13 protein-coding genes are annotated in these 14,325 nt (G+C 42.3%); 12 read left to right on the top strand and 1 reads right to left on the bottom strand.

What is annotated here, in order from left to right; translation table 11 throughout:
* Nucleotides 1-77: 77 nt before the first annotated feature.
* The 12 genes from lepA to thiI all read left to right on the top strand — a co-directional run bounded on the left by lepA (nt 78) and on the right by thiI (nt 13,976).
* Entirely contained in the window at nt 78-1,892 is a 1,815-nt protein-coding gene (gene lepA, locus WKT03_RS07505) for a translation elongation factor 4 (RefSeq protein ID WP_008403015.1), read from the top strand.
* Between the two features lie 111 nt (nt 1,893-2,003).
* Nucleotides 2,004-3,218, top strand: coding sequence for a radical SAM family heme chaperone HemW (gene hemW / locus WKT03_RS07500; RefSeq protein WP_173788555.1), 1,215 nt, complete (start codon nt 2,004-2,006; stop codon nt 3,216-3,218).
* 22 nt (nt 3,219-3,240) lie between these two features.
* Nucleotides 3,241-3,873, top strand: coding sequence for an ATP-binding cassette domain-containing protein (locus WKT03_RS07495; RefSeq protein ID WP_021943472.1), 633 nt, complete (start codon nt 3,241-3,243; stop codon nt 3,871-3,873).
* 99 nt (nt 3,874-3,972) lie between these two features.
* On the top strand, nt 3,973-4,779 hold the full coding sequence (locus WKT03_RS07490) for a hypothetical protein (RefSeq protein ID WP_340391388.1): 807 nt from the start codon (nt 3,973-3,975) through the stop codon (nt 4,777-4,779).
* Between the two features lie 116 nt (nt 4,780-4,895).
* Entirely contained in the window at nt 4,896-5,927 is a 1,032-nt protein-coding gene (gene hrcA / locus WKT03_RS07485) for a heat-inducible transcriptional repressor HrcA (protein ID WP_021943470.1), read from the top strand.
* 11 nt (nt 5,928-5,938) lie between these two features.
* Nucleotides 5,939-6,604 carry a nucleotide exchange factor GrpE gene (gene grpE / locus WKT03_RS07480; protein WP_021943469.1) on the top strand — a complete coding sequence of 222 codons (666 nt, stop codon included), beginning with the start codon at nt 5,939-5,941 and terminating at the stop codon, nt 6,602-6,604.
* 72 nt (nt 6,605-6,676) lie between these two features.
* Entirely contained in the window at nt 6,677-8,524 is a 1,848-nt protein-coding gene (gene dnaK, locus WKT03_RS07475) for a molecular chaperone DnaK (RefSeq protein WP_117785459.1), read from the top strand.
* Nucleotides 8,525-8,639: 115 nt separating this feature from the next.
* Nucleotides 8,640-9,806, top strand: a complete 1,167-nt coding sequence (gene dnaJ / locus WKT03_RS07470) for a molecular chaperone DnaJ (RefSeq protein ID WP_044946265.1) — start codon at nt 8,640-8,642, stop codon at nt 9,804-9,806.
* Between the two features lie 11 nt (nt 9,807-9,817).
* Nucleotides 9,818-10,780: a 50S ribosomal protein L11 methyltransferase gene (gene prmA / locus WKT03_RS07465; protein WP_021943466.1), complete on the top strand. Its 963-nt coding sequence runs from the start codon at nt 9,818-9,820 to the stop codon at nt 10,778-10,780.
* A 24-nt stretch (nt 10,781-10,804) separates the two neighbouring features.
* Nucleotides 10,805-11,551: a 16S rRNA (uracil(1498)-N(3))-methyltransferase gene (locus WKT03_RS07460; RefSeq protein WP_021943465.1), complete on the top strand. Its 747-nt coding sequence runs from the start codon at nt 10,805-10,807 to the stop codon at nt 11,549-11,551.
* A gap of 2 nt (nt 11,552-11,553) precedes the next feature.
* A complete protein-coding gene (locus WKT03_RS07455) occupies nt 11,554-12,699 on the top strand; it encodes a cysteine desulfurase family protein (protein ID WP_021943464.1) in 1,146 nt (381 codons plus the stop codon).
* An 89-nt stretch (nt 12,700-12,788) separates the two neighbouring features.
* The gene (thiI, locus tag WKT03_RS07450; RefSeq protein ID WP_021943463.1) at nt 12,789-13,976 is read left to right on the top strand and encodes a tRNA uracil 4-sulfurtransferase ThiI; all 1,188 of its coding nucleotides are present in this window, start codon (nt 12,789-12,791) and stop codon (nt 13,974-13,976) included.
* 97 nt (nt 13,977-14,073) lie between these two features.
* Here the strand turns inward: thiI and WKT03_RS07445 are convergent, their stop codons facing one another.
* Nucleotides 14,074-14,310 carry an HPr family phosphocarrier protein gene (locus WKT03_RS07445; RefSeq protein WP_021943462.1) on the bottom strand — a complete coding sequence of 79 codons (237 nt, stop codon included), beginning with the start codon at nt 14,308-14,310 and terminating at the stop codon, nt 14,074-14,076.
* Between the last annotated feature and the right edge of the window lie 15 nt (nt 14,311-14,325).

Here is a 14,325-nt window from a genome sequence, read left to right as displayed (position 1 = left end):
ACGAAATTATTTGCCTGCAGGAATGCATGCTTAAAATAAAAAAGAGAAAAGAAATTCAGATACCGGAGGAAAACAGGATGGCTCATATAGATCAGTCAAAGATACGAAATTTTTGCATTATAGCGCATATCGATCATGGTAAATCGACACTTGCGGACAGAATTATAGAAAAGACAGGATTATTGACTGAACGTGAGATGCAGAATCAGGTGCTTGATAATATGGATCTGGAGCGGGAGCGTGGAATCACGATCAAGGCACAGTGCGTCCGTACGATCTATAAAGCACAGGATGGAGAGGAATATATCTTCAATCTGATCGATACTCCGGGACATGTGGATTTTAATTATGAAGTATCAAGAAGTCTGGCTGCCTGTGAGGGCGCGATCCTGGTTGTGGATGCTGCACAGGGAATCGAGGCACAGACACTTGCAAATGTATATCTTGCGATCGATCACGATCTGGATGTTATGCCGGTTATCAATAAGATCGATCTTCCTTCGGCAGAACCGGAGCGTGTGGTAAATGAAATTGAAGATGTGATCGGAATTGAAGCACAGGATGCTCCAAGGATATCGGCAAAGAATGGAATCAATATCGATCAGGTCTTAGAGCAGATCGTTACGAAGATACCGGCACCAGCAGGAGATCCGGAAAAGCCGCTTCAGGCGCTTATATTTGATAGTATTTATGATTCTTATAAAGGTGTTATCATATTTTGCCGTTTATTCGACGGTGTGGTAAAACGTGGAACATCCATTCGGATGATGGCAACCGGAGCAGTTGCAGAGGTAGTGGAAGTAGGAATCTTCGGGGCTGGCAGATTCGTTCCATGTGATGAGTTATCCGCAGGAATGGTAGGTTATATTACTGCCAGCTTAAAGAATGTCAGAGATACCACGGTCGGTGATACCGTTACAGATAACGACAATCCATGTGCAGAGGCTCTTCCGGGATATAAGAAGGCACAGCCTATGGTCTATTGCGGACTTTATCCGGCAGATGGAGCCAAATATCCGGATCTTCGTGATGCATTAGAGAAGCTGCAGTTAAATGATGCATCCTTAAGCTTTGAGCCGGAGACTTCGATCGCACTTGGTTTTGGTTTCCGATGTGGTTTCCTGGGACTTCTCCATTTGGAGATCATACAGGAGCGGTTGGAGCGAGAGTTTAATCTGGATCTGGTTACGACTGCACCGGGCGTTGTTTACCGTGTGCATACAACAGACGGCAAGATGATCGAACTGACGAATCCATCCAATCTGCCGGATCCATCGAATATCGAATATATGGAAGAACCATTTGTATCCGCAGAGATCATGGTCACTACAGAATATGTGGGTGCGATCATGCAGCTTTGTCAGGAACGACGTGGCGTATATCAGGGAATGGAATATATGGAAGAAACCAGAGCACTGCTTCGATATGACCTTCCGTTAAATGAGATCATTTATGATTTCTTTGATGCTTTAAAATCAAGATCCAGAGGATATGCATCCTTTGATTATGAGATGAAGGGCTATGTACGAAGTGAGCTGGTGAAGCTGGATATTCTGATCAATAAAGAAGAGGTCGATGCGTTATCTTTCATTCTTCATCAGGACACTGCTTATGAACGCGGAAGAAAGATGTGTGAGAAATTAAAGCAGGAGATTCCAAGACATTTATTTGAGATTCCGATCCAGGCTGCAATCGGCAATAAGGTCATTGCCAGAGAGACAGTAAGAGCAGTCAGAAAGGATGTCCTTGCAAAATGTTACGGTGGAGATATCTCCCGTAAGAAGAAGCTTCTGGAGAAACAGAAGGAAGGAAAGAAACGTATGCGTCAGATCGGAAATGTAGAGATCCCGCAGCAGGCGTTTATGAGCGTATTAAAACTTGATGAGGAATAAATATAAAATAATTGCAGGTTATATCGGGACATTTAGAATGAAATAAATCAAATGTGATTTTGATATAAGAAGAAAGCAAATTACAGAAAAATGAGAAGGCAGGAAAAACACATGAGAAAAAATCTGAGTATTTATATACATATTCCGTTTTGCGTTAAGAAGTGTGTATATTGTGATTTCCTGTCTTTTGGTGCGGATGATCCGCAGATCAACCGGAGTGGGGCAGTCAGAAAAGCATATGTCCAGAGTATTTGCAGAGAATTATTGAGCTATAAAAGTATATCAAAGGACTATATTGTAAGAACGATATTTATAGGCGGAGGCACTCCGTCTATACTTTTGCCGGGCGAGATCATGAATATTCTGGCAACGCTTCGAAGCATCTTTAAGGTAGATGAAGCAGCAGAGATCACGATAGAGGTGAATCCGGGAACACTGACCGCGATCAAGGCGGCAGAATATCTGGATGCAGGGATCAACCGTATGAGTATCGGACTGCAGTCTGCACACAATGATGAGCTTGCCATGCTTGGCAGGATCCATACATATGAGCAGTTCCTGGCTTCCTATCAGACGGCACGGGAGGCAGGCTTTCGGAATATCAACATTGATCTGATCTCTGCCATTCCTGGACAGACACTTCATTCCTATCTGGATACACTGGAACGGGTATTGAAGTGCAGACCGGAGCATATCTCCTCCTACAGTCTGATCGTGGAAGATGGTACGCCGCTCGCAGAGGATACGGAGCTTCTTGCAAAGCTCCCGGATGAGGAGACTGACCGCGAAATGTATGAGGCAACCAGAAAGGTGCTTGAGATGTCAGGGTATAAGCGGTATGAGATTTCCAATTATGCAAAGCCCGGATATGAATGCCGGCATAATATTGTATACTGGACGATGGATGAATACATCGGACTTGGTATCGGTGCGGCTTCTTTTTTTAATGGAAGAAGATACTCAAATACATTGGATATGAAGCAGTATATCCGGACGATGGAGGATGTATTTGATAAACGGTCGGCCGATGAGATTTATCAGAGTCAGGCACTGGATACGATCCGTCACATTGATGAAACGGTTGATGTTGATACCCTGATGGAGGAATATGTGATCTTTGGACTGCGGATGACAAGAGGGATCAGTGCGGCAGATTTCTATGACCGGTTTGGACATTCCTTATATGATGTCTATGGGGATGTTATAAGAAGTTATGTGGCGAGCGGACATATGAAGGATGAGAAAGGAATGGTCTTTCTAACGAGAAAGGGAATCGATGTAAGCAACAGGATCCTTGTAGATTTTCTGCATGATGAAAACAAATGAGAGACGAAGGACAGGTTCGGATATGAAAAAAGAGACAGATGGGCAGCGAGAGACTGTCATAGAAGGGAAGGAACTGAATTATACCTATCCTGGAACGAAAACTCCGGTATGGGAGAAGAATCTGACATTTACGATCGATAAAGGAGAAATCGTCGGGTTGGCAGGGCAAAATGGAAGCGGGAAGAGCACGTTGCTCCGGCTACTGGCAGGATTTATTCCATGGGAAATCAACAGGTGTTCGGGGCAGATGATTACCGGAATACCAGAACGGGATATGGCATGTGTGATCGACAGACCTTCTTTTTTTTCCGATCTTTCTGTGCGGGATAATCTGAGACTGATGGATCGTATGAATGGAGAAAAAGGGCTTATGGATGAGGAGCTGGCAGAACTTCTGGGAATCCATGAATTTGATCGGATCAAAGCATCTAAGCTGTCACTAGGTAATAAACAGAAGCTGGCGCTGTGTCTTGCAATTCATAGGGAAACAAAGCTGGCACTACTGGATGAACCTTTAAACGGACTGGATCCATTTACCAAAGCTTCCGTTCTTTTCTGTCTGAGAAAATGGAGAAAGCAGGGGATGGCTGTTATCCTTACCAGCCATATACCAGGGAATCTGGAACAGATCTGTGACCGGATATTGTATCTTTAAAACAAAAGAAATTCGATTCGGATATCAATATAGAAGAAACCATCAGAGAAACAGAAGGCAACTTTGGTTATTTCTTAATTAACAGGAGCAGGCAACAGTATGAATATTTACGGAGCAGAAGTATTTCGGTATAGCAAAAGCTTTTATGGCAGGATGATCATGATCCTGGTAGTGCCATTTGCATGTCTTACAGCAGCATTTCTTTATTATATAAGTAATGGGATAAGCAGTGACTTTCTGGCGGCGGCAGGCTTCTCAGAACAGACGGTCGAAGCGATCAAAGGCCAGATGAGCGGAATTGCTTATATTGCCTCTTCCTTTTCTGCATCCGAACTTCTGATCCTTCTTATGATGTTTCCTGTTATCCTTCATATATCTGAAGATTATGAACAGAATACATTGCGCTGTGAATTACAGAGAAGCAAGAGCAGAACAGCCTGTTATATTGCAAGAATGCTGGCAGCAGTTACTTATGCCTGGGGCATTTTATTGGAATATATTCTGATTTCCGGGGTGATAGCTGCTTTATTTTTCAGAAGTTCCCATGAAATGTCAGTAGCTTCCCGAACTGGAAAAACAGTGCTTGCGATCGTGCTGCAGTTTATAGTGACCGGAGCGTGTGTGATGTTTGTATTTATGCTGACATCCCTGATCCGTCATTCCGTCTTGTCTATGACAACGATAGTCTTTCTGGTATTCTTATTTACACCGGGATATCGTGTTCTTGTGGATTTGTTTGAGCTTCCATCCGGAGTAAAACAGATCTGGATCATAGAACTTTTGAGTACCACAAGTGATCTTGCATTTAATAGAACAGATGTATTGATCATGCTGGTGGTCGGTCTTTTATATGCTGTGATTTCTACAAGTCTCGGCATTCATTTTTTCAAAGTTCAAAAGTTATAAATTTTCTTGATTTTTTTCAAAATAAATGTTGACAAACAAGGGAGTGGGTGTTAGATTAATTTTAGTGGTTAGCACTCGGAGTATTTGAGTGCTAACAAAACGAAAGGGATGAGCAGATGGAACTTGACGAGAGAAAAGTCAAAATTCTGAAAGCTATCGTTTCCAATTATTTAGAGACCGGAGAACCTGTAGGATCGCGGACGATTTCAAAGTATACAGATTTGAATCTGAGTTCAGCGACGATCAGGAATGAGATGTCTGATCTGGAGGACATGGGTTATATATGTCAGCCGCATACATCTGCAGGAAGAATTCCAACGGATAAAGGATATCGGTTCTACGTTGACAGCCTTATGAATGAGAAGATAGAGGCTGAGACAGAGAAGGGAAATCTTCTTGAACGAGTTGATAAGATGGAGAAGATGCTGAAGCAGGTTGCCCGGGTATTAGCGGCAAATACGAATTATGCCACACTGGTTACCACACCTCAGTATAATAATACCGTGAAGTTTATACAGCTTTCCAAGGTTGCTGAATCAAAGCTTCTTGCGGTGATCATGGTGGATGGGAATATCGTAAAGAATAAGCTGATCGATACCACGTACGATCTGAAGAATGACGAGATTTTAAAATTCAATATTTTATTAAACACATTCCTTCAGGGAGCTGCATTAGAAGATATTAATCTGGAACTGATACAGACGATGAAGACGCAGGCAGGTGAGTATGCAGATATTTTAGAAACCATATTCCAGGGGATTATGGAAGCCATTCATGAAGCAGATGATCTGAAGGTTTACACAAGCGGAATGACCAACATGTTAAAGTATCCGGAATTAATGGATTCTGCGACAGCAGAGAAGCTGCTTGGAACTTTTGAAGACATAGAAGACAAAGAAGACTTTGTAAAATATGTAGAAGAAGTTATCAATAAAGATAACTCTGATATAGAGATCCGAATCGGTGATGAGAATTCCAGTGAGGATCTGAAAGATTGCTCCCTTGTAACGGCAACTTATAAGATGCCGGAAGGCGCAAAAGGAACTATAGGTATCATCGGTCCGAAACGTATGGACTATAAGAAAGTCGTTACGATGTTAAAAAATCTGACCGATGAATTGGATGATATATTTAATAATAACGAATAGGGGGTCCGATAATGGCAGACACCAAGAAAGATACTAAGAAAGTAAAGACAGATGAAAAGGCAGCAGAAACAATTGTAGATGAAGTTACAGCAGAGTCAGCAGATACTGCAGAAACAACAACTACAGATGTGAATGTTACAGAAACCGTGGATGTCCCTGAAGAGCAGGCGGAAGCAGCAAAACCGAAGCCGGTTGCAAAAGAGAACAGACGCGGCAGTAAGGCTTTAAGAGAAGAAAATGATAAATTGAAAGAGCGCTGTCAGGATGCAGAAGACAAATATAAACGTCTTCTTGCAGAGTGCGAGAATATCCGCCAGAGAAATGAAAAGGAGTCATCCAAAATGTATGATTTCGGAGCGAAGGATGTTCTTGGAAAATTACTTCCGGTAGTTGACAACTTTGAAAGAGCGATTGCAGCAATTCCGGAAGAGGATAAAGACAGACCGTTTGAAGCAGGAGTTGATAAAATCTACAAATCACTTATGACTTCACTGGAATCCATCGGCGTTACCCCGATGAACTGCGAGGGTGAACAGTTTGATCCGGCGTTCCACAATGCAGTAATGCATGTAGAGGATGAGAATTACGGAGAGAACGTGATCGTCGAAGAGATGCAGCGTGGTTACATGTATAAGGATCAGGTATTACGATTCAGCATGGTAAAGGTTGCAAACTAATAGTCAAATGACTATAGCATATAAATTTTATTAAATTAAGAAAACAGAATTTTATTTAGGAGGAATATAATCATGGGTAAGATAATTGGTATTGACTTAGGAACAACAAATTCATGTGTAGCAGTAATGGAAGGTGGTAAGCCTGTTGTTATTGCGAATACAGAAGGTATGAGAACTACACCATCTGTAGTAGGTTTCTTAAAGACAGGTGAGAGAGTAGTCGGTGAGCCTGCAAAACGTCAGGCAGTTACAAATGCAGATAAGACAATTTCATCCATCAAGCGTCATATGGGTACAGATTACAGAGTAGAGATCGATGGCAAGAAGTATTCACCGGAGGAGATTTCAGCTATGATTCTTCAGAAACTGAAATCCGATGCAGAAGGATATCTCGGTGAGAAGGTTACAGAGGCCGTTATCACAGTACCTGCTTACTTCTCAGATGCACAGAGACAGGCAACAAAGGATGCCGGTAAAATTGCAGGACTTGATGTAAAGCGTATCATCAACGAGCCTACAGCAGCAGCTCTTTCCTATGGTCTTGATAATGAACAGGAACAGAAGATCATGGTATACGATTTAGGTGGTGGTACATTCGATGTATCTATCATTGAGATTGGTGAAGGTGTCATTGAAGTATTAGCAACAGCCGGTGATAACAAGCTCGGTGGTGATGACTTTGATAACGCTATCACACAGTATATGTTAGATGAGTTTAAGAAGACAGAAGGTATTGATCTTTCAGGCGATAAGATGGCTATGCAGAGATTAAAGGAAGCAGCAGAGAAGGCAAAGAAAGAGCTTTCATCCGCTATGACAACAAACATCAACCTTCCTTTCATTACAGCAAATCAGGATGGACCAAAGCATTTTGATATGAACCTGACAAGAGCAAAATTTGATGAGTTAACAGCAGATCTGGTTGACAGAACAAAGGTACCTGTTCAGACAGCACTGGAAGATGCAGGACTTACTGCAGCAGATCTTGATAAGGTATTATTAGTTGGTGGTTCTACACGTATCATCGCCGTACAGGAAGAAGTTAAGAGATTAACAGGTAAAGAGCCGTTCAAGGGTATCAACCCTGATGAGTGTGTTGCAATCGGTGCATCTATCCAGGGCGGTAAGCTTGCAGGTGATGCCGGTGCCGGTGAGATCCTTCTTCTTGATGTTACACCACTTACACTTTCTATCGAAACAATGGGTGGTATCGCAACACATCTGATCGAGAGAAACACGACAATTCCTACAAAGAAGAGCCAGATTTTCTCAACAGCACAGGATAATCAGGATGCCGTTGATATCAACGTAGTACAGGGTGAAAGACAGTTTGCAAAAGATAATAAGAGTCTTGGACGTTTCAGACTGGATGGTATCGCTCCTGCAAGAAGAGGCGTTCCTCAGATCGAAGTATCATTCGATATCGATGCGAATGGTATCGTAAATGTATCTGCTAAGGATCTCGGAACAGGAAGAGAACAGCACATTACAATTACTTCCGGTACATCACTTTCAGATGATGATATCGAGAGAGCAGTAAAAGAAGCTGCAGAATACGAAGCACAGGATAAGAAACGTAAGGAAGGCATTGAAGCAAGAAATGAAGCAGATGCACTTGCATTCCAGACAGAAAAAGCACTGAATGAAGTCGGAGATAAGCTTTCAGATGCAGATAAGTCTGCCGTACAGGCTGACTTAGACTCATTAAAGTCAACAATTGAAAGCACGGATGCAGAGAATATGACAGATCTTGATGTGGATAAGATCAAGGCGGCTAAGGATAAGCTTATGGAAAGTGCTCAGAATCTGTTCGCTAAGCTTTATGAGCAGAATGGTCCCGGAGCAAATGCAGGAACAGGTACAGGTACACCGGACTTTTCAGAGGGTGATGTAGTAGATGGAGATTTCACAGAGGTTTAAGCCTTGAAATAATATGAAATGTAGTCTATAGTAAATATCTGACAGTAAAACAGGAAAAAGGTTTCCTGTTTTACTGTGGATATGAATGTATATCGCAGATGAAAGGTTAAAAGTTATGGCAGAAACAAAAACTGATTACTATGAGGTCCTTGGTGTAACCAAGAATGCCTCAGAGGCAGAGATAAAAAAAGCATATCGTGTCGTAGCCAAGAAATATCATCCTGATATGAACCCGGGCGATGCGGAGGCTGAAAGAAAATTTAAAGAAGCAGCGGAAGCTTATGCAGTACTTAGTGACCCGGAGAAGCGAGCAAAATATGATCAGTATGGTCATGCGGCATTTGATCCAAATGCCGGCGGCAGTGGCTTTGGTGGCTTCGGCGGCTTTGATTTTGCTGATATGGGAGATATTTTCGGAGATATTTTCGGAGATATGTTCGGTGGTGGAAGCAGACAGAGAAATTCAAACGGACCTGTAAAGGGTGCTAACATCAAGACAACGATCAGAGTTGCTTTTGAGGAAGCAATATTTGGTACACAGAAAGAACTGGATCTTCCGTTAAAGGATGAATGTGAAGTATGTAAGGGAACCGGTTCACAGCCGGGACATCAGCCGGAGGTTTGTGGCAAATGCGGCGGAAAAGGTCAGATCGTTACAACACAGCAGTCCTTGTTTGGCGTAGTAAGAAATGTATCGACTTGTCCGGACTGTGGCGGATCCGGTAAGATCATTAGATATAAATGTAGCAACTGTGCGGGAACCGGTTATGTAAAGAGCAGAAAGAAGATTCAGATCGCTGTTCCGCCTGGAGTAGATAACGGAACCAATATCCGTATCAAAGGAAAAGGTGAACCTGGATTTAATGGTGGTGAAAGAGGAGATCTTCATGTTACGATCCTTGTTGATCGTCATCCGAAGTTTCAGAGACAGGAATACAATCTTTACTCCTCCGAACCGATCTCATTCACACAGGCAGCACTGGGTGGAAATATTAAGATCCATACGATCGAGGGAGAGATTGATTACACGATTCCACCAGGAACACAGACCGATACCAAGGTTAAGCTGAAGGGAAAAGGTGTGCCAAACCTGAAGAATCCTACTCAGCGTGGTGATCATTATGTAACACTGGTTGTACAGGTCCCTGAGAAGCTGACTGCAGAACAGAAGCGTATCTTGAATGAATACGAGCAGGCAACATTGGTTGAGACCAGACCTGCAACAGATTCGGTAGGGACATCATTCTCGTTTGGAGATCACAAAAAAAGAAAGAAGAAATAGGTAAATAGATTATGAAATGGACACAAATCACGATTGAAACAACGTGTGAGGCTGTCGATTTACTCAGCGCCTTCCTCGATGAGGAAGGCGTTTTGGGTATAGAAGTCGATGACAATGTGCCTCTGACAGATGAAGAAATGGCAGCGATGTTTGTAGATCTTCTGCCGGATGAGATGCCGACGGATGACGGAACAGCAAAGGTTTCCTGCTATCTGGATGATTCCTTTGACAAGGAAGAGATAAAGACCAAGATAAAAAACGAACTGGAACGGTTGTCAGAATTTATTCCGGTTGGAGTCTGTAATATCATAGAATCCGAGACGGAAGATGTGGACTGGATGAATAACTGGAAAGCATATTTTAAACCGTTTCGTCTGTATGATAATATCGTTATCAAACCAACCTGGGAGGATGCACCTTCTGACGTAACAGATGATGATATTGTGATCGATATTGATCCGGGTGCAGCATTCGGAACCGGTTCCCATGAGACAACCAGATTATGTATCGGACAGTTGAAGAAATATATGAAAGAAGGAGATCTGGTTCTTGACTGTGGAAGCGGAAGCGGGATTCTTTCCTTTGTATGCAGTAATCTTGGCGCAAAAGAGGTCCTTGGAATTGATATAGATGAAACTGCGGTTCATGTCAGCATCGAGAACAGGGAGATCAACCATATTACTGAAGATCAGGTTCAGTTCCTCTGTGGCAATGTGCTCGCAGATAAAGAGCTTGTCCAGTCGATTGAGCCGAAATATGATATCGTAGTTGCGAATATTCTTGCAGATGTAATCATCCCACTTTCCGGTGTTGTACAGCAGTTTATGAAGGATGATGCGAAGTTTATCTGTTCCGGAATTATCAATACAAAAGAAGATGAGGTCAGACAGGCACTTCTTGACAATCACTTCAGAATAGTGGATACTGTCTCTATGAAAGACTGGATCAGTTTTGTAGCTGAGAAGGATAATTAGTCATAAAGAGACAGGATTGGGAAGATGAATCGTTTTTTTGTAGATTTTGATGGACGGGAATTTGATAAGAGCATTGATATTACCGGTGAGGATGTCAATCATATTAAGAATGTTCTTCGTTTAAAAGTAAATGATGAGATCATAATAAGTGATGGCAGGGGTAGAGATTACCGCTGCCAGATTTCAGTTATGGATCATGAAAAAGTGGTTGCAGATATTCTGGATGTATGTGATAATTTTGCAGAACTTGAAACAGGGATTACGTTGTTCCAGGGATTTCCAAAGGCAGATAAAATGGAATGGATCATCCAGAAGACGGTAGAACTTGGTGTGACCAGGATCGTACCGGTTATGACGAAACGGACGGTTGTCAAGCTGGATGCGAAGAAAGCAGGAAAGAAGACGGAACGTTATCAGGCAATCGCACTTGCGGCGGCGAAGCAGTCGGGCAGAGGCATAATCCCGGAGGTGACGGCTCCCGTAACATGGAAAGAGGCTCTTGCTATGGCAAAGGAGCTTGATATGAATATGATCCCATATGAGGAAGCAGAAGGAGTCGCATATTCGAAAGAGGTCTTTGCATCGATCAAAGGAAAGAAAAGTCTTGGTATATTTATAGGTCCGGAAGGTGGATTTGCCAGAGAAGAAGTTGAGACAGCGGTAGCTATGGGTGCGAAGATGGTCACACTTGGACACAGGATTTTGCGTACAGAGACGGCAGGAATGGCGGTCATGTCGATCATAATGTTTGAACTGGAAGAGGATAGATAGAGATGGAAGCATATTTTGATAATGCAGCAACAACAAAGGTATTTCCGGAAGTGAAAGATCTGGTAGTAAAATTAATGGAAGAAGATTATGGAAATCCTTCTTCCTTGCATCAGAAAGGTCTGGATGCAGGACACTATATCAAGGAGACGAAAGAGATTCTTGCAAAAGAATGGAAGGTAGACAGCAAAGAGATCGTGCTGACTTCCGGTGGAACGGAATCCAATAATCTTGCGTTGATCGGAGCGGCACTTGCGAATAAAAGAAGTGGTAACCGGATTATAACTTCTAAGGTGGAACATGCATCCGTATCAAGTACGATGGCATTTTTGGAGAGCCTTGGATTTGAAGTTGTATATCTGAATGTAGATCACCAGGGAATCGTGGATCTGGAACAATTAGAACAGGAAGTGAACGAGGATACGATCCTTGTATCTGTTATGTATGTAAATAATGAGATTGGTGCAGTAGAGCCGATTCAGGAGATTGCAGAGATTATCAAAGAAAAGAATCCGAAGACGCTCTTTCATGTGGATGCGATTCAGGCATTTGGCAAATATCACATTTACCCGAAACGGATGGGTATCGATCTGATGTCTGTAAGTGGTCATAAGATACATGGACCAAAAGGAACGGGAGCATTGTTTATCAAGAACCGTACGAAGGTGAAGCCAATCATATACGGCGGCGGACAGCAGGATGGAATGCGGTCAGGTACAGAAAATGTACCGGGATTTGCAGGATTTGGACTGGCAACAAAGATAGTTTATGAAGATCTGGAAGCCAGAATTGTTCGTATGCGGGCGGTAAAAGACCGTTTGACCGAACGGCTAAAGGCACTTCCGGATGTATATATCAATGAAGGGGAAGCGCCACATATCCTAAGTGTATCATTTGTTGGTGTTCGAAGCGAAGTGATGCTGCATGCATTAGAAGAGCGGCAGATTTATGTTTCTTCCGGATCAGCATGTTCGTCGAATAAACCGGCAGTCAGCCATGTATTGTCTTCGATCGGTTTGCAGAAGAATCGGTTGGAATCCACGATCCGTTTCAGTTTTTCGGCAGAGAACACAGTGGAACAGGCAGACTATGCAGCAGATGTGATAGAGGAGATCCTGCCGGTTTATAGAAAATATGTCAGAAAAAAGTAGTATCAAACGAATGGAAAGTTTGTTTATAATAGTAAAAAACAGGTGAAGAATAAATAAACAGGATGAAAATTGGAGGTTGAGAGAAGTATATGCAGTATAAGGCATTTATGATCAAATATGCTGAGATCGGTACAAAAGGAAAAAACCGGTATATATTTGAAGATATCCTTGTAAAAAACATTAATCGTAAGATCAAAAATTATGGTGATTTTTATATCCGCAAGGAACAGGGAAGGATCTTTGTTGAAGCAAAATCAGACTATGATTATGAAGATGTAGTGAATGCACTGACCAAGGTATTCGGTATCGTTGGAATCTGCCCGATCGTGGTAGAGGAGGATACATCGTTTGAAGCGATCAAAGGAAAGGTGATCGCATATGTGGATCAGGCATATCGTAAGAAGAACTTTACCTTTAAAGTAAATACAAGAAGAAATGATAAAAGCTATCCTATGACCTCAATGGAGGTAAATGCGGAGCTTGGTCATTATCTGTTAGAGGCATTTCCGGATACTTCCGTTGATGTTCATGAACCGGATGAGATCATAAATGTAGAGATCCGGAAGACGGTATATATTTATTCGATCACGATTCCGGGTCCGGGAGGACTTCCGGTTGGTACAAATGGAAAGGGAATGGCATTATTATCCGGTGGAATTGACAGTCCGGTTGCAACTTATATGATCGCAAAACGTGGCGTTCAGATGGAAGCAGTATATTTCCATGCACCGCCATTTACCAGTGAACGTGCCAAAGAAAAGGTAATTGATCTGGCATGTCTGGTTGCGGATTATGCAGGTGCGATCAAGCTGCATGTTGTAAACTTTGCAGATGTTCAGATGGCAATCTATGATAACTGTCCGCATGAGGAGCTTACGATCATTATGAAGCGTTATATGATCAAGATTGCAGAAGAACTGGCAAAGAGAAATGACTGTCAGTGCACGGTGACGGGAGAAAGTATTGGACAGGTATCCAGCCAGACGGTATTCAGTCTTGCTGTTATCAATGATGTCAGTACGTTGCCGGTATTCCGTCCATGTATCGGACTGGATAAGCAGGAGATCGTTGACATATCAGAGAAAATCGGAACCTATGAGACTTCGATCCTTCCTTATGAGGACTGCTGTACAACATTTGTAGCAAAGCACCCGGTAACAAAACCGATATTATCTGCGATCGAGAAATCGGAAGCAAAGCTTGCCGGTATTATCGAACCGTTATATGAAAAAGCGTTAGAGTCTGTAGAAACTGTAATGTGCAGATCACAGAGATAAGATAAAAAAAGCTTGCCACTACAAAGGCGGCAAGCTTTTTTATGCAGAATGACTGTCGGAACGGGCATTCTGTATGTATGCAAATAGTCGGTTATGATTATTCAACAACGTAAGGCTTGATTGCTGCAAGAATATCAGCAAGATCCTTGTCATCAGCGTGAATGTTTAATTCAATTGGCTTTGAAATATCAAGGCTGAATATACCCATAATTGATTTTGCATCAATAACATAACGTCCTGAGATGAGGTCGAACTCTGCGTCGAATTTTGCAATTTCATTGCAGAATGCTTTTACCTTATCGATTGAATTTAAAGAAACCATTAATGCTTTCATGATTGCCCTCCTAAA

It is taken from the genome of Coprococcus sp. HCN-4056, assembly GCF_037892645.1.
In the GTDB taxonomy this organism is placed as follows: Bacteria; Bacillota; Clostridia; order Lachnospirales; family Lachnospiraceae; genus Coprococcus; species Coprococcus ammoniilyticus.
This window is presented reverse-complemented; position numbering and strand designations above follow the sequence as displayed.